Source organism: Flavobacterium sp. S87F.05.LMB.W.Kidney.N (assembly GCF_004366435.1).
In the GTDB taxonomy this organism is placed as follows: Bacteria; Bacteroidota; Bacteroidia; order Flavobacteriales; family Flavobacteriaceae; genus Flavobacterium.
In genome coordinates this window covers 61,764-85,886 of sequence record NZ_SODX01000007.1, presented here as the reverse complement: position 1 = coordinate 85,886, position 24,123 = coordinate 61,764, and the positions used below count along the sequence as shown (strand labels likewise).

General features: G+C 33.2%; 20 protein-coding genes. 9 read left to right on the top strand and 11 right to left on the bottom strand.

The genetic code is table 11. The annotated features are described in order from the left end of the window. Positions 1 to 90: 90 nt before the first annotated feature. A complete protein-coding gene (locus EDB96_RS19205; RefSeq protein WP_134142625.1) occupies positions 91 to 777 on the top strand; it encodes a zinc metallopeptidase in 687 nt (228 codons plus the stop codon). A 142-nt stretch (positions 778 to 919) separates the two neighbouring features. Here EDB96_RS19205 and EDB96_RS19200 read toward each other — a convergent pair whose 3' ends face one another. From EDB96_RS19200 to EDB96_RS19190, 3 genes are all read right to left on the bottom strand, one after another. Next, positions 920 to 1,390, bottom strand: coding sequence for an Lrp/AsnC family transcriptional regulator (locus EDB96_RS19200; RefSeq protein ID WP_012022648.1), 471 nt, complete (start codon positions 1,388 to 1,390; stop codon positions 920 to 922). Between the two features lie 241 nt (positions 1,391 to 1,631). Then, entirely contained in the window at positions 1,632 to 2,381 is a 750-nt protein-coding gene (locus EDB96_RS19195; RefSeq protein ID WP_012022647.1) for a uroporphyrinogen-III synthase, read from the bottom strand. A 14-nt stretch (positions 2,382 to 2,395) separates the two neighbouring features. Then, entirely contained in the window at positions 2,396 to 3,064 is a 669-nt protein-coding gene (locus tag EDB96_RS19190) for a DUF4271 domain-containing protein (protein ID WP_057115115.1), read from the bottom strand. Positions 3,065 to 3,170: 106 nt separating this feature from the next. Here EDB96_RS19190 and EDB96_RS19185 point away from each other — a divergent pair, with 106 nt between their 5' ends. Genes EDB96_RS19185 through EDB96_RS19175 form a run of 3 tightly spaced genes read left to right on the top strand, consistent with a single transcriptional unit; the run spans position 3,171 to position 5,744 of the window. Then, a complete protein-coding gene (locus EDB96_RS19185) occupies positions 3,171 to 3,896 on the top strand; it encodes a polyprenol monophosphomannose synthase (RefSeq protein ID WP_134142624.1) in 726 nt (241 codons plus the stop codon). A gap of 9 nt (positions 3,897 to 3,905) precedes the next feature. After that, positions 3,906 to 5,246 carry a dihydroorotase gene (locus tag EDB96_RS19180; protein ID WP_134142622.1) on the top strand — a complete coding sequence of 447 codons (1,341 nt, stop codon included), beginning with the start codon at positions 3,906 to 3,908 and terminating at the stop codon, positions 5,244 to 5,246. 9 nt (positions 5,247 to 5,255) lie between these two features. Continuing rightward, entirely contained in the window at positions 5,256 to 5,744 is a 489-nt protein-coding gene (locus EDB96_RS19175; protein WP_134142621.1) for a DUF4296 domain-containing protein, read from the top strand. Here the strand turns inward: EDB96_RS19175 and EDB96_RS19170 are convergent. Next, complete coding sequence (locus EDB96_RS19170) at positions 5,739 to 6,737, bottom strand: NAD-dependent epimerase/dehydratase family protein (RefSeq protein ID WP_134142620.1); 999 nt, start codon at positions 6,735 to 6,737, stop codon at positions 5,739 to 5,741. The two genes, EDB96_RS19175 and EDB96_RS19170, sit on opposite strands and share 6 nt — an antisense overlap. 199 nt (positions 6,738 to 6,936) lie before the next feature. On the opposite strand from EDB96_RS19170, the gene tyrS reads away from it, so the two are divergent. Both tyrS and EDB96_RS19160 read left to right on the top strand, forming a co-directional pair. Next, entirely contained in the window at positions 6,937 to 8,232 is a 1,296-nt protein-coding gene (tyrS, locus tag EDB96_RS19165; protein ID WP_134142619.1) for a tyrosine--tRNA ligase, read from the top strand. A 478-nt stretch (positions 8,233 to 8,710) separates the two neighbouring features. Then, positions 8,711 to 9,055 carry a hypothetical protein gene (locus EDB96_RS19160; RefSeq protein ID WP_134142617.1) on the top strand — a complete coding sequence of 115 codons (345 nt, stop codon included), beginning with the start codon at positions 8,711 to 8,713 and terminating at the stop codon, positions 9,053 to 9,055. A 71-nt stretch (positions 9,056 to 9,126) separates the two neighbouring features. On the opposite strand, the gene EDB96_RS19155 is transcribed toward EDB96_RS19160, so the two are convergent. From EDB96_RS19155 to EDB96_RS19140, 4 genes are all read right to left on the bottom strand, one after another. Beyond that, positions 9,127 to 10,107 (bottom strand): acyl transferase, encoded by a 981-nt coding sequence (locus EDB96_RS19155; RefSeq protein WP_134142616.1) that lies wholly within the window; start codon positions 10,105 to 10,107, stop codon positions 9,127 to 9,129. Between the two features lie 114 nt (positions 10,108 to 10,221). Further along, positions 10,222 to 10,560, bottom strand: a complete 339-nt coding sequence (locus EDB96_RS19150) for a T9SS type A sorting domain-containing protein (protein WP_057115107.1) — start codon at positions 10,558 to 10,560, stop codon at positions 10,222 to 10,224. A gap of 202 nt (positions 10,561 to 10,762) precedes the next feature. Continuing rightward, positions 10,763 to 11,890, bottom strand: coding sequence for a hypothetical protein (locus EDB96_RS19145; RefSeq protein ID WP_057115106.1), 1,128 nt, complete (start codon positions 11,888 to 11,890; stop codon positions 10,763 to 10,765). A 207-nt stretch (positions 11,891 to 12,097) separates the two neighbouring features. Next, positions 12,098 to 14,872 carry a TonB-dependent receptor gene (locus EDB96_RS19140; RefSeq protein WP_134142615.1) on the bottom strand — a complete coding sequence of 925 codons (2,775 nt, stop codon included), beginning with the start codon at positions 14,870 to 14,872 and terminating at the stop codon, positions 12,098 to 12,100. A gap of 233 nt (positions 14,873 to 15,105) precedes the next feature. On the opposite strand from EDB96_RS19140, the gene EDB96_RS19135 reads away from it, so the two are divergent. The 3 genes from EDB96_RS19135 to EDB96_RS19125 all read left to right on the top strand — a co-directional run bounded on the left by EDB96_RS19135 (position 15,106) and on the right by EDB96_RS19125 (position 18,577). Beyond that, a complete protein-coding gene (locus EDB96_RS19135; protein WP_017496206.1) occupies positions 15,106 to 15,789 on the top strand; it encodes a response regulator transcription factor in 684 nt (227 codons plus the stop codon). Between the two features lie 228 nt (positions 15,790 to 16,017). Further along, complete coding sequence (locus EDB96_RS19130; RefSeq protein WP_057115103.1) at positions 16,018 to 17,103, top strand: sensor histidine kinase; 1,086 nt, start codon at positions 16,018 to 16,020, stop codon at positions 17,101 to 17,103. A 163-nt stretch (positions 17,104 to 17,266) separates the two neighbouring features. Then, positions 17,267 to 18,577: a porin gene (locus EDB96_RS19125; RefSeq protein WP_134142614.1), complete on the top strand. Its 1,311-nt coding sequence runs from the start codon at positions 17,267 to 17,269 to the stop codon at positions 18,575 to 18,577. A 123-nt stretch (positions 18,578 to 18,700) separates the two neighbouring features. Here EDB96_RS19125 and EDB96_RS19120 read toward each other — a convergent pair whose 3' ends face one another. The 3 genes from EDB96_RS19120 to EDB96_RS19110 form a co-directional block, all read right to left on the bottom strand. Beyond that, complete coding sequence (locus EDB96_RS19120) at positions 18,701 to 19,780, bottom strand: glycosyltransferase (protein ID WP_057115101.1); 1,080 nt, start codon at positions 19,778 to 19,780, stop codon at positions 18,701 to 18,703. A gap of 233 nt (positions 19,781 to 20,013) precedes the next feature. Then, the gene (locus tag EDB96_RS19115) at positions 20,014 to 20,589 is read right to left on the bottom strand and encodes a hypothetical protein (RefSeq protein WP_134142612.1); all 576 of its coding nucleotides are present in this window, start codon (positions 20,587 to 20,589) and stop codon (positions 20,014 to 20,016) included. Between the two features lie 63 nt (positions 20,590 to 20,652). Continuing rightward, complete coding sequence (locus tag EDB96_RS19110) at positions 20,653 to 24,087, bottom strand: hypothetical protein (protein WP_134142611.1); 3,435 nt, start codon at positions 24,085 to 24,087, stop codon at positions 20,653 to 20,655. Positions 24,088 to 24,123 lie beyond the last annotated feature (36 nt).

Sequence of the window (24,123 nt, the reverse complement as noted above, 5' to 3'; positions counted from 1 at the left end):
ATAAATGTCAAAATGACATTTTGTTAAAATGGTTCATAATTTGCAGTTTGTTTTGTAAATTTAAAAATCAATCTAAAAACACTAGAAAATATGGGATCTGGATATCTAATTATTGCTGGAGCTATAATGTTGTTCAGCTGGCTGGTAAGTTCTCAGCTAAAGAGCAAATTTGAATTATATTCGAAATTGCAACTAAGAAACGGAATGAGTGGCGCCGAAATTGCCGAAAAAATGCTTGCCGATAACGGAATTACAGATGTTCGTGTTATTTCGACACCAGGTCAGTTAACAGATCATTATAATCCTTCAGATAGAACAGTAAATTTAAGTGAAGCCGTTTATAATCACAGAAATGCAGCAGCTGCAGCAGTTGCAGCACACGAATGCGGTCACGCCGTACAACATGCAATTGGTTACGAATGGCTGACAATGCGTTCGAAATTAGTGCCAATCGTAAGCGTTGCTTCAAACTACGTACAATGGATTCTAATTGCGGGAATCTTAATGATTAAGGTTTTTCCACAATTATTATTAATTGGGATTATCGTTTTCGCGGCAACAACCTTGTTTTCGATTATTACACTACCTGTAGAATACGACGCAAGTAACCGTGCGCTGGCTTGGTTAGAAAATAAACACATGCTGACACAAGAAGAACAGGCAGGAGCAAAAGATGCTTTAAAATGGGCTGCAAGAACGTATGTAGTGGCTGCAATTGGTTCTATTGCCACGTTGCTGTACTATATCTCGATTTATTCGGGAAGCAGGAGAAATTAATTAATTTAAATTTTCAATATTTTAAAATTCCAAATTCCAAATCTGTCAGGTTTGGAATTTTTTTATTCTTTCCGATAACGAATGAATCAGTAATACTTTTCGAATTTGGAATTTGGATTTTGAAAATTGGAATTTTAGATTGCTAAAGCTGAATCTGTCTATCAATCTGCTGATCTAAAGAAATAAAAGTTTCAGTTCTCGAAACACCTTCAATCGCTTGAATTTTGGTATTTAGCAACTGCATTAAATGTTCGTTGTCACGACAGATGATTTTAATTAAAACAGACCAGTTTCCAGTAGTATAATGGCATTCTAAAACTTCAGGAATTTTTCTAAGTTCTTTTACAGCTTCCGAATTTCGGGAAGCTTTGTCCAAATAAACTCCAATAAACGCCATTGTGTTGTAACCTAAAACCTTTGGGTTTACAGTAAATTTAGACCCAGAAATAACGCCGGATTGCTCTAATTTTTTTAATCTCTGATGAATTGCCGCACCAGAAATTCCGATTTTATTGGCGATTTGCAAAATTGGTTTTCGGGCATCGTCCATTAAATACCGAAGAATTTCTTTATCGATACCGTCAATTTCAATTAAGAGGGAGTTGATTTTCATAACTTACAATTTGAAACTATTTTTTGTGATTTGGGTTTAGAATAGAAATCAAATGTAATTAAAATGGCTTGTAAATAGAAATTCCAATGTAAAAAATCCAAATTCCAATTTAAGAAAATCCAAATGCGTTCCAGTGGTTGAAACCACTTGTTGTGTTTGATTTATGAAGTCGTTAAAACAAAAAACCCAAATCCCAGTGATTAGTTGGAATTTGGATTTTTAAAAATTATATTTCTTAAGGTTATTTTCCTTTGTTTGCTTCGGCAACGTATTTTTCTAGAGCCATTGTCATAGAAGGCGTTTCAGGAGTTGGAGCAAGAATATCAATTCTTAAACCATGATCTAGAGCCTCTTTTTGAGTTGTGCTTCCAAATACTGCGATTCTGGTGTCGTTTTGTTTGAAATCTGGGAAATTCTTAAACAAAGATTTAATTCCAGTAGGGCTGAAAAAAGCTAAAACGTCATAATAAACATCAGCTAAGTCAGACAAATCACTCATTACAGTTCTGTAAAAAATAGCTTGTGCCCAATCTACTTTAAGACTGTTTAATGTTATAGGAGCATCTGCATTTAATTGATCAGATGCAGGAAGTAAAAACTTTTCGTCTTTGTACTTCTTAATCAGCGGAGATAAATCTGCAAAATCTTTTGCTCCAACGTAAATTTTACGTTTTCTGTACACAACATACTTTTGAAGGTAAAACGCAACAGCCTCAGATTGACAGAAATACTTCAATCCTTCAGGAACTTTATAACGCATTTCATCAGCAACTCTAAAAAAATGATCTACAGCATTTCTACTTGTTAAAATGATCGCAGTGTAATGATTAAGATCGATTTTTTGTAATCGAATCTCTTTTGCGCTAACCCCTTCCACATGAATAAATGGTCTGAAATCAATTTTTATTTTGTGTTTTTGTTGGAGCTCAAAGTAAGGAGAATTCTCCACTTTAGGTTCAGGCTGTGACACCAAAATTGTTTTCACTTTCATATTATAAACATTTTCTAAGCACTCCCTTTTGTTATCCAATAATAAAGAAAATAATAAGGGGCTATTTCAAGAGCGCAAAGATATAAAATAAAATAAAATAACTTGCTGATAATTGCGTTTTGATATGTTTTAATTGAAATAAAGTAAGAGTATACACTAATACACAGGGAAATACCTATGATTATTATCGGTATGATTTGTGGAATATTATTGTAATAGAACAAAATAGCATTGATTGGAAGGATTAAAACGCCAATATATGTTCTGTAAGTTACTTTTTGTAAGTTAAAAAGCTCTACAAATTCATCAATGTTGAATGAAGTTGCTACGATTTTCTCGATTAAATACTTTCCTAAAATGAAATAAAGAAGGAAAGTTGCGATCTGAATAAACAAAACCCAATCAGTTTTAGAGGCCTGTCCAAAAATGTTCATCGTAAGCAAAATGAAAAATGCGTACGAAACAATTTGTACAAAAAATAAACCAACTGTAAAACTGCTTTTTAAATGGTTGTTGTCGCGATAAATTTTAGCATATTTATCAGAAAAAATAAGTTTACTAAATTCACTAAATCTAGTTTCATAAGCAGATTTTGTCATGGCAACAACAGCAAAGGTCAGCACAAACAAAAGTGTTGCCCAGTCTTTGTTTTCCAGAATTCGAGGATGAAGTTGTTCAATCATAGCGTTACAAAATTAGTAATTTTTTGATGCAATACTTTTATTATATATTTATTATGAATCAAATGCTATAAAAAGTTTACTTTTGCGGTGAAATTACCGAGAAAAAATGAATGATAGTATTGTCATAATTCCCACATATAACGAAATTGAGAATATAGAAAGTATAGTAAGAGCAGTACTTTCGCAGCATAAATCTTTTCATCTGCTGATTATTGATGACAATTCTCCTGATCATACTGCAAAAAAAGTGATTGCATTACAGGAAGAATTTCCAAATAAGCTTTTTTTAGAACAAAGAACCAAAAAATCAGGTTTAGGAACAGCTTATGTTCATGGCTTCAAGTGGGCTTTAGAACGCAATTATCAATTTATTTTTGAAATGGATGCCGATTTTTCCCATAACCCAAATGATTTAGAAAAGCTGTACGATGCCTGCCATTTTGGTGGCGCAGACCTTGCAATTGGTTCTCGTTATGTAACGGGTGTAAACGTTGTAAACTGGCCTCTAAGCCGAGTTTTGATGTCTTATTTTGCATCGGTTTACGTGAAATTTATCACAGGAATGAAAATTCATGATGCCACTGCAGGTTTTGTATGTTACAAACGAGAAGTTCTAGAAAAAATCAATTTGAATAAAATAAAATTTGTTGGGTATGCGTTTCAAATCGAAATGAAATACAGAACATATTGTGCAAAATTTCAAATTACAGAAGTTCCTATTATCTTTACAGATAGAACAAAAGGAGTTTCTAAAATGAGTAATGCCATTATTAAAGAAGCTATACTAGGCGTAATTTCACTTAGATTAAGAAAATTAGTCAATTCATTATAAACCAACATCATGAATAGGATTTTAATAAAAAATGCCAAAATTGTAAACGAAGGGACAATTTTTGAAGGAGATGTTTTAATAGAAAATGATTTGATTGTTGAAATTGCCGACAGCATTTCGTTAAAAACATCAGATTGTATAGTAATCGATGCCGAAGGAAGTTATTTAATGCCGGGAGCAATTGACGATCAAGTACATTTTAGAGAACCGGGTTTAACGCATAAAGGAGATATCGAATCTGAATCCAGAGCTGCTGTTGCTGGAGGGATTACTTCTTTTATAGAGCAACCAAATACGGTTCCTAATGCAGTAACACAAGAAATTTTAGAAGATAAATATCAAATTGCATCTCAAAAATCATTTGCGAATTATTCGTTTATGATGGGTGCAACAAATGATAACTTGGAAGAGGTTTTAAAAACAAATCCAAAAAACGTTGCCGGAATTAAAATTTTCTTAGGTTCATCAACAGGAAACATGCTGGTTGATAACGAAGCAGTTTTAGAAAAGATTTTTTCTAGCACACCAATGCTAATTGCGGTTCACTGCGAAGATGAAACTACAATTCAAAATAATCTTGCTGCTTTTAAAGAGCAGTATGGAGAAGATGTTCCCGTAACTGCGCATAATTTAATTAGAAGTGCAGAAGCGTGTTATATTTCTTCTTCAAAAGCAGTTGCTTTAGCAAAACGCACAGGAGCAAGACTTCATATTTTCCATCTTTCAACTGCAAAAGAAATGGAATTGTTTACGAATAAAATTCCGTTAGAGGATAAAAAGATTACTGCTGAGGTTTGTGTGCATCATCTTTGGTTTACAGACGAAGATTATAAAACAAAAGGTAATTTCATTAAATGGAACCCAGCCGTAAAAACTGCCGAAGATCGTGCTGAACTTTGGAAAGCTTTGAACGACGGGCGAATTGATGTAATTGCTACAGACCACGCACCTCATACAAAAGAGGAAAAAATGCAGTCGTATTTAAAAGCTCCTTCTGGTGGTCCGCTTGTACAGCATGCTGTTGTAGCTATGTTTGAAGCACATCATCAAGGTAAAATTAGCGTGGAGAAAATAGTAGAGAAAATGTGCCACAATCCAGCTAAAATTTTCAAAATCGAAAAAAGAGGTTTTATAAGAGAAGGTTATCACGCCGATTTGGTTATTGTAAATCCGAGCCTGCCTTGGAGTGTAAAACCAGAGAATATTTTATACAAATGCGGATGGTCGCCTTTTGAGAATTTTACTTTCAAATCAAGAATTACACATACTTTTGTAAACGGAGAATTGGTTTATAATAATTTCAAAGTAAAAGATACGAGAGCCGGAAAACGATTATTATTTGACAGATAAAAAACGACTATGAAGAACTTTATAGTAATAGTATTGGTTTTGTTTCTTTCTATAAGCTGCAAAAAAGAGCTGGTAAAACAGCCTGCGAAGCTTATTGAAAGAGAAAAAATGGTTGATATCATGTATGATTTATCGCTTCTTGAAGCAATGAGGTATCAAAAACCATTGTCTTTAGATTCGATAAACAGTGATCCAACAAAGTTTATTTTACAAAAATATAAAGTAGACAGTCTGCAGTTTGTTCAGAATAATATGTATTATGCTTCTGATTATGAAAGCTATAAAGATATGTTTGATGAGGTAAATAAAAGATTGGCTAAAAATCAAAGAGCAGCAGATTCTCTTGCAAAAATCGATGAGAAAAAAGCAGCAAAAGAGAATAAAAATAAGTCAAAGGAATTGAAGGAAGTTTCGAAAGATTCTGTCAAAAAAAGCATTCCAAAAATCAATATTGATTCTATAAAAATGGCGCAAAGAAAAAATAGAAGACAATTATAATTTTGAACTGTCTTTAATGTACTGATGAATATCTGTAAAAACCGTTCCTAGAGCGGTTTTTATTTTTTCATTACTATACAAATTCTTAGAGTAAGAGGCTTTTGCAGTTGCTTTGGTAATACTTCTTTCTCTAAAAAATAAGGTCGAAAATATTCCATCAGCAATCCATAAGAAATTCATAAAAAATGGTTTAGCATGGATATGTGGTCTTTTTGCATTTAATGCATCTGCAACGGTATTTAAAAGATCTCTAAAAACAATGTTATCTGCTATTAATGTAAAACGTTCATTTATAATGCTGCTTTTCATTAATTCAATAGTAGTTTTTATTACATCATCCACAGAAATAAATCCAGTACTTCCGAGTGTGTAAAACGGAAGACCATTAGAAACTTTTTGGTAGATTTTACTGCTTCCTTCTTCAAAAATCGTCATTTTGGGCGGACCTAAAATTACTCCGGGATTTACAATAATAACTTTTAAGCCTTCTTGCTGTCCGCGCCAAACTTCCATTTCTGCACCATATTTAGAAATGGCGTAATCGCTGTGTGGTTTTTCGGGATTCCAATCTGTTTCTTCGGTAATATGCGTTTCGTGTGCTGCAATATCGCCCAAGGCAGCGATTGAACTTATAAAACAAAATTTTTCTATGTTTTTGGCAATAGAAAAATTAACCATGTTTGCCGTTCCTTCGATATTTGTTTTTCTGAGTTTTTCCTCGTCTTTTGGATCAAACGAGATCAAGGCGGCGCAGTGATAAACCTGACTTATGTCGAGAAAAGCATTTTCTAAGGAAGGAACATCTAAAATATCAGCCTCAATCCAATTTATTTTTTCAAATAAATCTGGTTTTTTATAGAACTCAAAAACCGATTTTGTTTTTTCGATTTTACTTTTTGATCTATAAACAGCCCGAACATTTTCTCCATTTTCAATTAAATGAAGTAATAAATGTGCGCCGACTAAACCAGTTCCTCCAGTTACTAATACCATTTTGTAAAGATAAGTTTTTTGGTTTAAGGTGCAAAGAGACAAAGGTTCAAAGTTGCAAAGGTTTTGGTGTCGAAATAGATTTTGTAATTGACTTTTGCGATTGAAATTGATGTTGAAATTGAGTTTTACGATTGATATTGGAATTGCTTTTTGATATTGCCATTGCCATTGATTATATTTGCGCAAATTATTTTAAAAAATGAAGAATCTAGTTGAAGAATTAAAATGGCGCGGGTTATATCATGATAGTATGCCTGGAACGGAAGAACAATTACTAAAAGAGGCTACCACTGCGTATATTGGTTTTGATCCAACGGCAGATTCACTGCACATCGGAAGTATGGTTCAGATTATTTTATTGGTTCACCTAAAGAATTTCGGGCACAGACCTATCGCTTTAGTGGGTGGAGCAACAGGAATGATTGGTGACCCTTCTGGTAAATCTGATGAAAGAAATTTGCTTGATGAAGAAGCTTTGGCTAAAAACGTTGCAGGAATTAAAAGTGTCTTGTCTCGTTTCTTAGATTTTAGTTCGACCGAAGCAAATGCACCAGTAATGGTAAATAACTACGATTGGATGAAAGAATTCTCTTTTATCGATTTTGCACGTGAAGTTGGAAAAAGAATCACTGTAAATTATATGATGGCTAAAGATTCTGTAAAAAAGAGATTTAGCGGTGAAGGTGAGGGAATGTCTTTTACAGAGTTTACATATCAGTTAATTCAAGGTTACGATTTTTATCATTTATATAAAAACAACAACTGCATCTTGCAAATGGGAGGTTCTGACCAATGGGGTAATATTACCACGGGTACAGAATTAGTGCGCAGAATGGGAGGTGAAAATGCAAAAGCTTACGCTTTAACAACGCCTTTGATTACAAAATCGGACGGATCTAAATTTGGAAAATCTGAAGGAGGAAATGTTTGGTTGGATGCTGATAAAACTTCGGTATATAAATTTTACCAATTTTGGGTAAACACTACAGATGTTGATGCTGAGAAATATATCAAAATCTTTACTTTCTTAGATAAAGATACTATTGATGCATTAATTGAAGAGCATAAAACAGCTCCGCATTTAAGAGTTTTGCAAAAGAAACTGGCAGAAGAAATTACTGTTTTTGTTCACAATAGAGAAGAATTAGAAAAAGCGATTCAGGCCTCCAATATCTTATTCGGAAACTCAACTGCAGAAGATTTAAAAAAATTGGATGAAGCTACTTTTTTAGAAGTTTTTGACGGAGTTCCGCAAGCTGAAATCGCAAAAGCTGATTTAGAAAACGGATTGGATATTATTACTGTTTTGAATGAAAAAACAGGTTTTTTTAAATCGAACGGAGAAGCTAGAAGAGCTTTAATAGCTAATTCTATTTCTGTAAATAGAGAGAAAATAAAAGAAGATTTTGTATTAACATCAAATGATTTGATTAATAATCAATTTGTTTTATTACAAAGCGGAAAGAAAAATTATTTTGTGATTCGTGTTGTTTAATCGTTTAATCGAGTAGTTGTTTAATTGTTTAATCGGAATTTTGCGATTAAATAAGAGACATTTTTATAATATCAGAAATCCGAATATTCGAAAAGAATATTCGGATTTTTTCGTTTAACGAACGATTCATTCCGTAGGAATGTCTCATCGGTAGAATAAAAATTTGGATTTCGTTTTACGTTCCGTAGGAACGTTTGATTAACAGAGAGAGTATTGTATAATAACAAGTGTCCCTACAGGACACAATGCTAAATAATATTCTTTTTTCTACCGATGAGATATTCCTACGGAATATTAAAATAATGGTTGTTATGTACTGACCAAGTAAAAAGAGATTATTAGAACTGTATTTGTTCTGGATTGGTTAATTTATTCACTGAACCAAATTTATTTTTTTGGGACTTTTGCTCTTTAACTTCTACTATGAAAAAGTATATGTTTTTTTACTAAGTTTATCATCTTAAAACAAACATAAGATATGCTTCTAATTTTATTTATTTACTGGATTTGGAAAGGCTTTACTAATCTGGCCTTAGAATATGATAAGAACAAATGGGGTTATTTCGCTATTGGAATAATATATTATTATGCAGGAACTCTTCTTGCTGGATTTGTTGTAGGGCTTCTATCTGTTTTTATTGGAGGTTTAGATAGTATTGATGACAGTAGTTTTAGCAGTGCAGGATGGAATATACTTTTTGTACTTTGTGGAGTTCTGACTTGTTATGGAGTTTATAAATTATTAGAACATAAAGGTCAAAAAGAAAAACTACTACAGAAAAAAGAAGGTATAGAGAGTATTGGTGTAAGTGACGAAAATTAATTTTTGATTACGAGTTAATTGTTTAATCGAAAGTAAATATGATTAAACGGTTCAACAAATCAACGATTAAACTATAAAACCATCAAATTACAACCGCGAATATCAGAATTATCAAAACGTCCCAAAACCTCGAAAGAGTTGTTGGGATTTTTTTTGCCTAAATCCTGCGTAGCGATAAAAGAGCATGAATTAATATTCGCCAAGTCAATCACGTTGATGCCGCCCGTTTTTCCATCTTTCACATAAGTGAGAGCATCTTCTGGATCGCGAATTAAAATATTCATCCAAGACGGACATTCGAAAACACCTTCTCCTAAAGAATAAGCCTGCGCTAAAAGTTCTGTCATTCCGTATTCTGAATGAATAGAAGAAACGCCGAAACCTTTGCAAAGCTGTTCGTGCAATTCTTCTCGGATCATTTCTTTGCGTTTTCCTTTCATACCTCCAGTTTCCATTATAATGGTATTTTGAAGATTGAATTGATGTTTTTCGATCAAATCTAATAAAGCGTAAGTCACGCCAATTAAAATTACATTTTGACCCGAATTGTCCAGTTCAATTAGCTTTTGGGTAAGTTCTCCGTAGTTGTGTAAATAAAACCCACTTTCTGGCTGATTAGAGAGTTTAATTAAGTCATCGACCATATAGATTAAAGAAGATCCTTCACGTTCCAAATAAGACGGCAAAAGGGCTAAAACTACATAGTCTTCTATATTGCCATAAAACTGAGAAAATCCTTTGCGATAACTTTCTTCGTAAAGCGTAACATCTGTTACCAAATGCCTGCTTGTAATCATTCCAGTAGTACCGCTGCTGGTAAAAGTTACTTGCGCGGGATCATTGTTTGAAACTACTTCGTGGCTTTTAAAAAATTGAATAGGTAAAAATGGAATTTGCTGTAATGATTTTACCTGTTGCGGATTAACTTTTAGGAAATCACAAAAATCGCGATAAACCTTATTGTTTTCGTGCTGAAAACGAAACACTTTTAGAGCTATTTTTTCAAATTGTTTCTGACTCGAAATCGTAAATATATCGCTGGCTGTGATCAAAACTTTTTTTTTGCAAAGATATTTATTTTTTAGTCGCAGTCACAGTTTTCAGTTGCAGTTTGTAAACTGAGAACTGTGACTGGGACTGGAAACTAAAAAAGCTCCAATGGAGCTTTATCTTATAATGAGTTTTCGGGTTGCAGATGCGTTTTGTTCGCTTATCTTAATGATATAAACCCCTGAAGGTAATTCGGCAACATTTAATTCTCTAGAGGTTAAATGTGCTTGCAGTACTTTTTTTCCTAAAATATCAAACACAATAATTTCTTTCTCTAAATCGTTTTTAGAGGATATGTAAACTTTACCATTAGTAACAGGGTTAGGGTACAAGCTTAATCCCTCAATAGAAGTCGATTCTTGAGTTTTTGGTAATTGCTTGCTGTCTTGCGCCGAGACGCTCACAGTAAAGAAAAATGCCAATAAGAAAGTAATATAAAAGTAGTTTTTTGCCATCGCGTATATTTGGATATTGTAAATATACAAAAAAAATTACAAAAAGTGCGCCAAAAAAAAACATCCTAAATATTTAGGATGTTTTTAACATTATGTGTTCGAAGTTATTAAGAATGTTATTTTGATAATAACTTGATTTAGCAAAAAAAGCTGTCTGAAATATTTCGGACAGCTTTTTTGTTTTTTATGATCTAAATTTGGATTATTTAGTCCAGTTAGCCCAAGTTGGTAAGTCAGCACCAGCACCAGCACCAATTGCACCAGTAGTTGTTCCAGACAATTTAGGACCAGTTACATCAGTGATCTGAGCTCCAAAAGTATAGTTTGTGATAGTAAAGTTACCAGCAGCAATATTTGCAGTTGCACCAGCATCTGTAGATAATTTAGCAAGAGCAGCAGGCATATCGTTAGCAACATATAAGTTTGTGTAAGCTTGTTTTCCACCACCTTCTTTATAGTTGATTGCTTTTTCGTCAGCTGTAAAAGTAGCACCACCTTTAATGATAGAGATGTTAGTTATTTTAGCGTTAGTCATTGGAACAGCCCCACTTGGATCTTTAGCGTTAGTAGATCCTTCAACTCCTGCTTTACTTACACCTTTAATGTAAACGTTTGTAGCAGTACCTTGCCATCCGTCAGCAAAATCTAAAGAATCATCATAAGAGTTTATGATTGTTAAGTTAGTAGCATTTACTGCTCCACCGAAAAATTCGATTCCGTCATCACCACTTTCGAAAGTGTAGATGTCAGACACTATAGTTCCAGAACCTACTCCGAAGAAAGAGACTCCATTGTATTCTTTTTCAGAAGTGTATTTAGAACCTGTGTAAGAAATTTTCAAGAAGTTAATATTTCCAGAAGAATCTGAATTGTCATTTCCTCCGTAGCTTAAACCACCTACTTCAGAAGTACCATTGTCTCCAGTGTTTACTTTACCATTACCAGCGATAATTAATCCACCCCAGTCACTTTGAGCAGGAGTTGCTTTTCCAGATGTCATAATAACTGGTTTCGCAGCTGTACCATTGATGTTAATTTTAGCGTTTCTTTCTACAGCAATATATAAAGAAGTTGCTTCTGCAGTAGGAGAACTTTTAATTACTGTCCCAGCAGGAATTACTAAAGTAGCTCCACCTTTAACAACTAAACCTCCAGTTAAAGTATAAGTTTGAGTAGGATCTAAAGTTACAGTACCGTCTTTAATCTCTCCTTTTAAATCGTCAACTTTTAAAACAAAAGAACTGTTGTTTGTGTCTTTGTTATCATCAGAACTACAGCTTGTTAAAGCAAGTCCTAATATTGCAGCCATTGCAAATAAACTTTTTTTCATTTTTGTTGTGTTTTATTGTTTTATTTATTTAAGGCAAAGTAAATGAACATATGTTTTTGCTGAGTTAAGACGATATTAACAATCTATTAAGTATGATGGGGTAAAACCGTACCGTCTTAATATAAAATTTACATTGCGATTTTGGATAAAAAAAAGGTGATTAGTTATTGTCTAATCACCTTTTATAATTTATTGAAAATATCTCTCTTAGAAAGTGTAGTGTAAAGTAAGTCTTAGATCTGAACCAGCTTTGTATGAAGTCACTATAATATCACCAATAGCTTCTTTTCCTGGTACTTTCCCTTGCTCTTGTACACGCTCGAAAGTTGGGTTTAGAATGTTGTTGTAAATAAGGCCTAATTTTAAGCTTTTAGTCAAACTTGTGTTCAAGATAAAATCTAATTTATTCACAGCTTTGTCAACCATGTTTCCAACTCTTGAAGTTCCAATTACAGCAAGTTTATCTGAGAAATAAGAGTAAGATACTGTTGCTGAAATATCCTTACTTTCTGTAAATTGATTTAAGAATGAAATGTTAGCATTTGCTAAGAAGTTAGAAGCTCCGGTTAATTTACTTTCAGTAAATGTAAAGTTTGCTCCAAAATCATTTTCATTGTTTACTTTATCATTGCTTAGATCTTGGTTTGTGTATAAATATGATCCGTTTGCATCAAAAGAAAGTTTTGTTTTTAAGTTATCATTTTTTTCAATTTCAAAAATGTCTTTTCTAAATTCTACTTCAACCCCTGCTACTGTTCCTTTATCTCCTGTATTTGCATATGAAATGTCATTTGAAGACGAATTCAAGAACATTTCGTTGATTGGATTTTGAATGATTTTTCCAAATGCAGTTACGGAGATTAACTCACCTGCTTTCGGGAAAAATTCCCATCCTAAATCGAAATTATAATTTGTTGAAGCATATAAATTAGGGTTTCCTTCGTATGCTTGTGCTACATCTTCGTAAATAATTGGCACTTTTTCTTTAAACTGAGGAAGCGTATATGTTTTACTAGCAGAAAACTTTAAGTTTTGCTTGTCTGTTAATGTATACTTTGAAATTAAACTTGGTAAGATATTAAATTTAGAGTCATTTGAACTGTCTCCGCCTGGAACTGTTGTTGTGATATAGTAAACATTCTGAGTCAGTTGCTCTAATCTTGCACCTAATATCACACTCAATCTTTCAGTTAAAGAATATTGAACATTCAGGAATGCAGCATTGATATCTAAGTTTCCATTATATTCTTGGTGGATTCTATTTGAGTAAGATGAACCCCAGTGTGCAGGATCTAAATAGTTGTCTACGTGGTGAATATCTTCTTTAGGAAAAGAAATTGTGCTTCGGTCTGGGAAGAACGAATATTGTTCCATGTCGTAATCTACATCCTTAAATTTTCCTGAATAACCAACAGTTACCTTTCCCTTATAAGTATCATCACTGCCTTTTTTGAAGTTATAAGTAAGCGCAACATTTGCAGCGATTTCATTTTCCTTTAAATCTTGAAAAAATCGGTGATTATTGATGTTCGAATTAGTAAAGAAAGTATAGTCTATCGCATTAGGAGCATATACAAAAGAGTTTTGCATACGATCTGGAATTGCACTGTTAGAAATACTGTATCCTACTCCCCAATTTAAATTCCACTGATCGTTGAATTTGTTTTTTCCTGTTAATTGGTTTACAATTAATTGAGTTCTTTCAAAAGTTCCACGTTTAATAAAACCAGTAATTTGTTGAGTAGCATCTCCGCCACCGTCAAAATTTTGATTTGTTCCTTCGTACTCACTGTAATCCTGATCACTTGAATTTAAGAATAAAGAAGTAAAGAAGATCGAGTTTTTATTATTGATTTTATAATCAGCTGTACCCATAACAGTTGTTGTAGTGTTATGTTTGTAAGCCGTTCTAACAAAGTCAGAAAAGATATCTCCGTCAGAAGTAATTCCTCCTCTGCTGTAACCTTCAGTATATTTGTTTTTTGCACTGAAAGATCCTGTGACAAATGTACCAATTGAACTTTCGTCATTGATATTAAATTTCTTTCCTCCAGATAATGTGTAAAAAGCATTTAATACATTTTTGTTCTCTTGTCTATCCCAGCTTGTTGTATAACTATAAGGAAGTAAAGGAGCATCAGGAATACCTACTTTTTTAAATCCAGTGTAAGACGGTCCGTCTTGCAGGTAAAAATGATCTTGTCCTAAAACATTTGTGTTTGCTCCAGTACCGATAGAAAAAGTAATAAAAGGGCTTCCGCTGAATTTTTTAGCGCTGATGTCAATATTAGCTCCTCCAAAATCGGCATAGTTTTGAGCTTCAAAAGTTTTGCTGATTCCAATATTATCTACAATGTTTGTAGAGAAAATTTCTAAAAGAATGTTTTTGTTTGCCGGATTGTTTGATGGTAACGGAAGACCATTTAAAGTAGTTACATTGTAACGGTCACCTAAACCTCTAACAAAGACATTTCCTGAGTCATCTTGTTTAGAAACTCCACTAACTTTTGCAACTGCATTAGCCACATCATTAACTCCTTTTCTAGCTATTTCCTCAGCACCAATTGCAGCTTTAAAAGAAACTGCGTTTTTTTGATCTAATAATAATGCCGATTCTTTTTGTCTGTTAACGCCAGAAGATTGAACAACTACATCCTTAAGTGTATAACTTCCAGAAGAAAGAGTTTGATTGATAACTACAGTTTCATTTGCTTTTACAGCAACTGGAGCTTCTACAGATTCATATCCTAAAAAACTAAAAATAAGAGTATAATTTCCTGGATTTACGCTCAACGAATATTTTCCGTCTACGTCAGTGTTTACGCTAATATTTGTACCTTTAACTAAAACATTAGCAAATGGTAAAACTTCATTGTTCATTTCTTTGTCGGTTAGAACTCCAGAAATTGTACCTTTGTTTTGCGCGATCGAAATCGTACAGATAAATAATGCAATAAAGAGAAATCTTAAATTGAATTTCATTTCAGTGTTGTGTTTAATTTATTTTTGTGCAAAGAAATAACTGCGCCGTGAAGTCCATGTTACGAACTTGTTATGTTTTTGTGTGCTAAAGATTATCAAATTGTTACCAGATTAAATTACCGTTAACACCAATTTTTAAAGGTTCTTTTGTTAGTATATTTACCCTGTGAAATAAAAAACATCGGATAAATAATTAAAAAGATTTGATGTAAAAATCTCAATTTTTGCTATTTATGAAAAAAACACAAACTAAGATTTTATTAGTTGACGACGAACCGGATATCTTAGAAATCGTTGGCTATAACCTTGCTCAAGAAGGCTACCAGATTGTTACAGCTTCTAACGGAAAAGAAGCTATAGCAAAGGCTCAGAAAGAATTGCCAGAATTAATTATTATGGATGTGATGATGGCAGAAATGGACGGAATGGAAGCGTGCGAGCATATTAGAAAAATTCCTGAATTAAATAATGTTATCATAACATTCCTTACAGCAAGAAGTGAAGATTATTCTCAAGTAGCTGGTTTTGACGCTGGTGCTGATGACTATATTACCAAACCTATTAAACCAAAATTATTGGTATCGAAAGTAAAGGCTTTGTTAAGAAGGTTAAAAGAACAAGAAGTGGTTTCAGATACTTTAAATGTAGGCGGAATCGAGATTAACCGTGAAGAATATAAAATCATAAAAGGCAATGTAGAAATTGCTTTGCCAAGAAAAGAATTCGAATTATTTTATTTATTAGCTTCAAAACCTGGAAAAGTTTTTAAAAGAGATGAAATTCTGGATAAAGTTTGGGGTAACGAAGTTGTAGTTGGAGGAAGAACAATTGATGTTCACATCAGAAAACTGCGCGAGAAAATAGGCGAAGACCTTTTTAAAACTATAAAAGGAGTTGGTTATAAATTTGAAGTATAAACAGTCAATAAAAATTTGAACCATATAAGTGATATAATTTCATTTAAATTATAGAACGTACTTTTGGTTATACTATACTAAGTTCATCTTTGTCAAAGTTCAAACTTTGATAAGATGAACTTTTTAAATTCTTATTTTTATGGTAAGAATTATGAGCTTTGAATTTAAATGAACTTATATCACTTACATGGTAAAATATAATAATCTCTTAATGGTTAAATATTATCAATGAAAATTAATTTTAAAAAAACATACAAATTTGCTATAAAATCGGCATTGTATATTAGTCTCTTCTCTACTGGATTTGTGCTGATTCTAATGTCTTTATTTTATAAAAACCAACTGAAACATCAAGTAGCTTTTGGAATAATTTTCATCATTGCGATTTACATATTCTCGTTCTTGGTTATACAATATCGTGTAGAACGTTTCATTTATAGAAGAGTAAAGAAAATTTACGATGAGGTTTCGTTATTAGAATCAACAACGCTTATCAATCAGCCAATTAATACTGATATGGAAACGCTTTCGCGGGAAGTGAAAAAGTTTGCAACCGATAAAAAACTCGAAATCGAAATGCTCGAAATTCGAGAACAATACCGAAGAGAGTTTTTAGGAAACGTGTCGCACGAACTTAAAACGCCTTTGTTCACCGTACAAGGTTATGTTTCAACTTTACTTGATGGCGCAATGGATGACAAACACATTCGCAAAAAATATTTAAAACGTGCCGAAAAAGGTGTAGAGCGTTTGATATATATAGTTGAAGATTTGGATATGATCACCAAATTAGAATCGGGCGATTTAGATCTAAATATGACCGATTTTGATATCGTTGAGCTCATTCAAAATGTTTTTGATTTATTGGAAATGAAAGCCGATAAAAAGAAAATCAAATTGGCATTTGAAAGTAAAAATGTGCAGTCAGTTATCATTCGCGGAGATCAGGACAGAATTCAGCAGGTTTTAGAAAACCTAATTGTGAACTCCATTAAATACGGAAAAGAAGGCGGTTTAACAGAAGTCGGAGTTGTAAACTTAACCAAGAAAAAAGTCTTGATTCGTATTAGCGATAACGGAGAAGGAGTTGAAAAACAAAATATTCCAAGACTTTTTGAACGTTTTTACCGAGTTGATAAAAGCGGAACCCGTTCTGAAGGAGGTTCTGGTTTAGGATTAGCGATTGTAAAACATATTATTGAAGCGCATAAAGAGAAGGTTTATGTAGAAAGTGAGTTCGGAATTGGTTCAGAATTCTCTTTTACGCTCGAAAAAGCATTTAAAAATCAAAAAACAGACGTTAAAAAATCGTAACGTCATTTTTGCTGAAAGCCCTAAAATGAAGGTGTTTAACAATAAATCAACATTTCGTTTTAGGCCATAACATTAAATTTTTATTATAGTAACATCTGGTTAATGATTTCTTAACATAGGTGCTCCATCTTTGCATCCTGAAATTAAGGGAATTACAGAACTAATGATGAAAAGAAAAATAGCAGCCATTTTATTGCTGATAACTTGTGCCGCTAATGCGCAGGAAACAAACAAACAAGAACTAAATAAACAGGATGTAAAAAACGAAGTAATGCGTATTTTAGATTCTATCAACAAAGCAAAACTTCCGGAGACTAAATCTGGAGGAGGAGTTGAAGAACATTGGTATGACAGAATCTCTTTAAGAGGTTATGCGCAAATCAGGTACAACGGACTTTTTTCTACAAACGACAAAGTTTCTTGCGATCAATGTGATAAATCCTGGGGAACAACTTCTACAGCTCCAGATGCAAAAGCAAACAATGGACTTTTTATCCGCCGTGCGCGTTTAGTGTTTTCGGGTCAGGTTCATCCAAATGTGTTTTTCTATTTCCAACCCGATTTTGCGAGTTCGCCAAGTACAGGAATTCAAAATTTTGTACAAATTCGTGACCTTTATTTTGATCTTTCTTTTGATAAGAAAAAAGAGTACCGAGTTCGTGTTGGGCAGAGTAAAATTCCATATGGATTTGAAAACATGCAGTCAAGTTCACAGCGTTTGACTTTAGACCGTGCCGATGCTATAAATAGTTCAATAGCAAATGAGCGTGATTTAGGGATATTCTTTTACTGGGCACCAGCCGAAATTAGAGAGCGTTTTGCGATGCTAGTTAGAGATGGCTATAAAGGTTCGGGTGATTTTGGTGTATTTGCTTTTGGAGTTTACAATGGGCAGATTGCAAATAAACTGGACGGAAATAGAGATCTAAATGTGGTTGCAAGAGTAACGTATCCATTTGTAATTGGAAGTCAGATTATCGAACCAGGAATTCAGGCTTACACAGGGAAATGGGCTTTTACGGGAGAAATATCATCTGGAGTTATAGTAAACGATCCGCAGTATGTAAAAGACCAAAGGGTAGGAGCAACATTTGTTTTATATCCAAAACCATTCGGAATCCAGACAGAATATAACATCGGAACAGGACCTCGATACAATCCACAAACCAATACAGTTGATGAAACAGATTTGAATGGAGGATACGTTTTATTAAACTACAAATGGGACATCAAAAAACAACATGTTTATCCTTTCGCCAAATTTCAATATTATGACGGAGGAAAAAAATACGAGAAAGATGCCAGAAGTTATGTGGTTAGAGATTATGAATTAGGTGTCGAGTGGCAGCCAATTAAAGCTTTCGAATTAACAGCATCTTATGTAATTGCAGACAGAACTTTTGAAGACAGTGCACTCCCAATAAACAGACAGAAAGGAAACGTTCTAAGATTACAAGTGCAGTTTAATTTCTAAAGAATAAAAATAAATCCCTGTTAATTAGTGATTTTGCGAATAAAAATCCGTTTAATCTGTGTTCTAATTTTGACGCAGATTAAACGGATTCTCTATAGTAAAGACATGGATAAATACAGATTTTTAATGAGAATTATTCTCGAAAACAGTAAATAAGGAATCCCAGTCGATATTGTTTTCAAATTGGGACAATCCTTTAAAAGACTTTACTTTTGATAAATCTTCAATAGTAAAGTCGTCCTGCATGGCATACGGTACTAAATTTTCCTCTTGAAGTTTTATCGCCAGATATTCTTGTTCATATTGACCAGGAGTTGGAATAAAAAAAGCTTTTTTACCCAATTTTGCTAAATCCATAACAGTAGTATAACCTGAGCGGCATAATACAAACTCACTTTCGTTAAAAGTTTGTTCCAGCTGTTTTGAGTTCATGAAATTATAATACGTTATATTTCCTGCCTGCCATTTTTCCTGTGACTTTTGAATAATTCCCTGTACAAAAACTACTTTACCAGGATATTTAGCTGCTTCTTTCTGCAGCTTTTCATCTAAGTAAGTACGCTGCGGCTCAGGTCCCGATAATATAATCATTAGATCATATATTTTAGGAGTATCCTTTTTCTTCATGCGGCTCAGCGGTCCAATATATTTTAAATTGAGTTCGTTGCTTTTAAGATGACCTAAATCTCCAGTAAGATTTACTTCATCATTTGTATCAGGAACCCAGCATTCAGTATATTTTTTAATAAAATGCTGATGACATTTACTCGTAAACCAAGTAGTATTGCCAGTCATCACATTCAATTGATGCGTCATAAAAACAGAAGGCACTTTTTTGCTGAAAACCCCTAATCTGTTGTCTGAGATTATACCGTCAATACCGTATTTTTTGATCCAGCTATTGACCATTTTTTTCTCATCTAAAATAGCAGTAATCATTTTAGGAAGATTTTTGATCAGCTTCCATTTAAAGTTTTTACCATTCTTTGCATATTCAATATGATAAGAAGGCAGTTCTAAAGTTTGTATATAAGGAAACTCTTTTCGCAGCAAAGCCAAAGCAACACCATCTGAAGCGATAATGGGAATATAATTATTCTCCTGAAGCGCTTTAATGATGGGAATGCATCGAGTTGAATGGCCAAGTCCCCAATTTAATGGAGCTACTAAAATAGTTTTATTCGCAGAATAATCAATGCTCATTTTTAACGCTTTTTAAAAACGAAGATAAAGAAATATGTTTTCTATGTTATTTTAAGGATATTACTAAATTATTAACTCAATATTTTTTTTAAGGTTCTAAGGTGCTGAGGTACTATGGTTTTGAGTTTTTTAGATCAATAAAAAAGCCGAACAATAGTTCGGCTTCAAATAGTGTTTCTTAGATTCTCAGAACCTTAGTGCCTCAGCACCTTAGTCTCTCAGAGCCTTTTAAACTAATCCTGAATATAAGTTTTATTACCATTTTTGTTAATATAGTATTTACCGCCTCTTGGTCCAGTATATACTTTTTTGCCATTATATTCACCTGTAACTTTATCTGGAACAGCTGGTGCTTTTTCATTTGTTTCCTTCAAAGTCTTTGCAGCTGATTTTTTTGTAGCGTCAGCTTTTGCCTTAGTTTTCTTTGCATCAGCTTTTACATCGTCAGCTTTTGCAGCTGTTTTTTTAGCATCAGCTGTAGCTTTGTCTGCTGTTTTTTTAGCTTTGTCAGATTCAGTTGTTGCTTTTTTTGCATCGCTTTTAGCTTTTGCGGCTTCCTTGTCTGCAGTTTTTTTTGCTTTATCAGCAGTTTCTTTTTTTGCTTTTGCCGAAGCTTCTTTCGCATCGTCTGCTGCTTTTTTAGATTTTGAAGCTTCTTTTTTCGCATCAGCCGAAGCTTTATCTGCAGTAGATTTTGCTTTTTTTGCCGAAGCTTCTGTTTTGCTTTTCGCAGTTTTTGCAGTTGTTTCCTGAGCGTAGAAATTAGAGGAGAAAACAACTAAAAAACAGATTAATACTAATTTTTTCATAAGGTTATATGTTTAAATTCAAACTAAAATTAAACAATTTTTTGTCATCTTTTTCGCAGGGCATTAAAAATATGCACGAAGCTGAACATTTCCTGTATGAATGGTATTTCCTGTTTCGCTTTTACGGCCCTGATAATTTAAATTAACATCTAAGAAAGACGTAATATTCTTTTGCAGAAGAAGTTTCCAAACTAAATTTGATCCAGCCTGCAGTCCTTCAAGCATCTGAAAACCGACAGATGAAAATTCATTTCCGTCAAATTTATTTTCATAAAAAGAAAATTCACCATTTACGGTTACTTTCTTTTCTCCGGCATAAGAAAAAGAAGTTCCGATTCTGTTTTGTTTTAAAGTTTCAAAATTGCCAATTTTATTTTTTTTGTTTTGAAGTTCATAAAAGAAATCCAATTTGGTGTTTTTAGAAAATAAATAACTAATTTTTGGCGCCAGCTGCCAGCCATTAATGTCGTAATTCTTCTCAGTAAAATCTTCAGAAACCAAATCAGTTTTTATGGTTTTGCTAAAAAGATTAAACAGCCAGCTTTTTTGATACAAATGAGTGTATTGAAGCTGATGCGAATAATTGCGGACATTTTGCGAACCTATAGAAAGCAGGCTTTTGCCTTTATTTACAAGATAAGAATAAGTGACAGAATGTTTTTGCCGGCCTCGATTGTAAAACAAACTGTTTCTAAAACTCGAATTCAATCCTAAAATATTTTCTTCTGAAGAGTCAAACGGATTAAGTTCGAGCTTTTCGCCTTCACTTTTTACTTTTCGATCCATTATAAAGGACGTTTGATTATAAAAATAAGACAAAAGCTTTTTAAAACCTTTCTCATTCTGCCATTGCAGCGGATTTAATGTCAAAGACTGCGAAAACTTATTTTGGTTGGTTTTAATATAAATCTGGTTCGGTAAAAAGATTCGGACATATTTTGCCTGATCTTGAAAAACTGCAACTTCAAATTCCTGTAATTCCTGAATTCCGTTTCCGTTATAATCATTCCAAGTATAAACTCCCTGTCCGGTTGGAACTTCAACATACGTAAATTCCTGTTGTGCAATAGTTCCAGAACTTGTTTCGTAAGCTGTTCCAATCTGTATTAATTGATTGAAAAAACGATCATTATATAAAACTCTAGAATTTAATGAAGGCTCATTTTTTCTTGTGTTGTCTGTAAAATCTAAATTTCGATAACTTGCATAAACTGCTAAATCAGTTTTTTTGTTTTGAATTAATTTCGATTTTAAATAATACGTCTGCGAGTTATTAACGTGCTGCAGAAATCCGTTTTGTAAACTATCGTTGCGTCTTTGTAAAAAGCCGATTTCGACAAAAACTTTAGTACTGTCGCCTCTTCCTGTAAAAACGCCATATTCTGAGAATCTTTGGCTTAAAGCCGAAAACTGATTGGTAATTTTATCTTTTTCCTGATTGTCTTCTAATTGCATACTGCCTCCAATCCAGTTTTTACCAAAATGATATTTGGTTCGGGTTTGGTTTCGAATGAATTTTGAGGTTGAAGCAGTTGCATCAGAATTTAAAAAACTCCCATTGTTTTCGATCGTCCAGTTTTTTATTTTAAAGAGAGCTGTTGTTGTGTGTCTGGAGCCGGTATAACTTTCGCTGAAATCTAATTTCTCAAACTGATAATTTATTAATCCTATATTAGAAGTTTCCTTTTTAGAATATAAATCAAAATTTAAACCTGTAACCAGCAGACTTTGATTGCCCAAAAGTGTTCCCGTTAAGTTCCAGTCGCGGTTAAATTCAATATTATATAAACGCTCAACCGATTTGAAATTTTGCTGCACATATTGATAATTTCCAAAAACATCTAAATTCCAGCTTCTAGAAAAAAGACGTTTTTTAATATTTGTTTTAAAAGCAACGCCTTCATTATTGCCATCATCAATTTTAGAAAATAAATTTTGATCGTTATTGCTCACAGCCAATTCAAAATCGACTAAAGTTTTCTCATCCGGATTATATTTCCCCAAGAAAGTGGCGACTTGAAGTTTAATTGGTGCTACAAGCTGTACAATTGGTTCATAATTTCCCTGCAGAACTCCATTAACAGGCGCAGCATATTGATAAATTCGTTCGACAGAATTGTTGTTTTGAATGATATAATTTCCAGCATTTGCACCAACAAGACTAAATCTTACATTGTACAGAACATCGGCTGGATTATTAGAATATTCATAAACTTCCACTGAATTTACCAATGTTTTTTTATACAGGATTTTGTTGTCGGCATAACTATCTTCGTAGGCAGAAGGCGCTTTCATTAAATTGATGTTATCTCCAGCTTCACTCAAAATCTGGACTTGTTCTGTAGAAAGATTTTGCTGCAAAGGTTGATTTTTCATGTCATTTTCAGAATAGACATAACCACCAAAACTCCAGTTTTTATTTTCGTGTGTGGCACCGGCGTATGTTACCAATCGATTGTAATTTCTTTCTGAATATTGGTATTCTACATTAATCCTCATTTCAGAAGTTATGGTGAAAAGCGAAGTAAAAACAATTTCTCCCGCATTATAATCAATTACATAATCGTTGTTTTCGCCGCGTTTTAGCAAAACACCGTTTACATAAACACGTTCTGAACCTGAAATAACCAAAACATATAATTCACCATTTTGACCTTTTAATTTATACGGACCTTGATTTCCTTCCTGACCTATAAAAGTACTTTTAGCATATTGTCCTTTTACAAAAGCAACTGATGCAAAAACATTGGTTTTACTTTTTTCGGTATCAAAATCAAAGCTGGCAGAAATTCCCTGAACCTTTTTATTGAAACTTAAAAATTGTGTTTTCCGATTCTCTAAGAAAACATCGCCTGCGCGAATATTCCAATCATCACTGAAAAGTTCCATGAAAATATTATCGAACTGATCCAGCTTTTGCGAATAACCGCCATCCTGCAGGGGAATATTATTGTCTTGAAGAGAAGCTCTCAAGCTGACTTTATCTGAAATTTTACCCGTAATCTGTAAATCTAAATTGGAATTTAAAACCGTGCTCTGATTATTCCCAACTGTAATGCCTCGCGTAATGCTTCCAGAAGTGTTCAAACCATCAAAAGGCGTTACTTTTTTAGCATTTGCATTATTATCAATTCGGTACAATTTTTCGGTTCCAACGTCGCTGCTTACAATCTGATCCGATTTGTAAAGACTGTATTCTTTGGTTAAGAAATCTGGATATTTTAGATAATTGACAATTAAAGTGTCAGAAGCAGATTGGAATTTTTCATTTAAAAGTAAAAAGCCTTTTTGAAAATCAATTTTGTAGAAAGTCGAATCAATCGGTTCGTTTTTGGTATTTAAAAGCTCGAAGAAACTCGAATTAATACTCACTTTTTCCAGCCGAATGGTGTCTTTTGAGGTTACTATTTTTTTGGTTTTGTACAGCGATTCAGTTTCCTGAGCCTGAAGCGCAGAAAACCAGATGAAAACCGTCAAAAACAGTAATTTTTTCAACATAATACTTTAACTCTGAAAAGTCAAAAGTAGTATTTA

Coding starts and splice junctions, on each gene's coding strand:
- EDB96_RS19115 (WP_134142612.1), bottom strand. CDS start 20,589: ATGAAAAAATTAGTATTAATCTGTTTTTTAGTTGTTTTCTCCTCTAAT.
- EDB96_RS19145 (WP_057115106.1), bottom strand. CDS start 11,890: ATGAAAAAAAGTTTATTTGCAATGGCTGCAATATTAGGACTTGCTTTA.
- tyrS (WP_134142619.1), top strand. CDS start 6,937: ATGAAGAATCTAGTTGAAGAATTAAAATGGCGCGGGTTATATCATGAT.
- EDB96_RS19200 (WP_012022648.1), bottom strand. CDS start 1,390: ATGAAAATCAACTCCCTCTTAATTGAAATTGACGGTATCGATAAAGAA.
- EDB96_RS19160 (WP_134142617.1), top strand. CDS start 8,711: ATGCTTCTAATTTTATTTATTTACTGGATTTGGAAAGGCTTTACTAAT.
- EDB96_RS19175 (WP_134142621.1), top strand. CDS start 5,256: ATGAAGAACTTTATAGTAATAGTATTGGTTTTGTTTCTTTCTATAAGC.
- EDB96_RS19120 (WP_057115101.1), bottom strand. CDS start 19,780: ATGAGCATTGATTATTCTGCGAATAAAACTATTTTAGTAGCTCCATTA.
- EDB96_RS19125 (WP_134142614.1), top strand. CDS start 17,267: ATGATGAAAAGAAAAATAGCAGCCATTTTATTGCTGATAACTTGTGCC.
- EDB96_RS19150 (WP_057115107.1), bottom strand. CDS start 10,560: ATGGCAAAAAACTACTTTTATATTACTTTCTTATTGGCATTTTTCTTT.
- EDB96_RS19130 (WP_057115103.1), top strand. CDS start 16,018: ATGAAAATTAATTTTAAAAAAACATACAAATTTGCTATAAAATCGGCA.
- EDB96_RS19195 (WP_012022647.1), bottom strand. CDS start 2,381: ATGAAAGTGAAAACAATTTTGGTGTCACAGCCTGAACCTAAAGTGGAG.
- EDB96_RS19140 (WP_134142615.1), bottom strand. CDS start 14,872: ATGAAATTCAATTTAAGATTTCTCTTTATTGCATTATTTATCTGTACG.
- EDB96_RS19190 (WP_057115115.1), bottom strand. CDS start 3,064: ATGATTGAACAACTTCATCCTCGAATTCTGGAAAACAAAGACTGGGCA.
- EDB96_RS19170 (WP_134142620.1), bottom strand. CDS start 6,737: ATGGTATTAGTAACTGGAGGAACTGGTTTAGTCGGCGCACATTTATTA.
- EDB96_RS19110 (WP_134142611.1), bottom strand. CDS start 24,087: ATGTTGAAAAAATTACTGTTTTTGACGGTTTTCATCTGGTTTTCTGCG.
- EDB96_RS19185 (WP_134142624.1), top strand. CDS start 3,171: ATGAATGATAGTATTGTCATAATTCCCACATATAACGAAATTGAGAAT.
- EDB96_RS19135 (WP_017496206.1), top strand. CDS start 15,106: ATGAAAAAAACACAAACTAAGATTTTATTAGTTGACGACGAACCGGAT.
- EDB96_RS19205 (WP_134142625.1), top strand. CDS start 91: ATGGGATCTGGATATCTAATTATTGCTGGAGCTATAATGTTGTTCAGC.
- EDB96_RS19180 (WP_134142622.1), top strand. CDS start 3,906: ATGAATAGGATTTTAATAAAAAATGCCAAAATTGTAAACGAAGGGACA.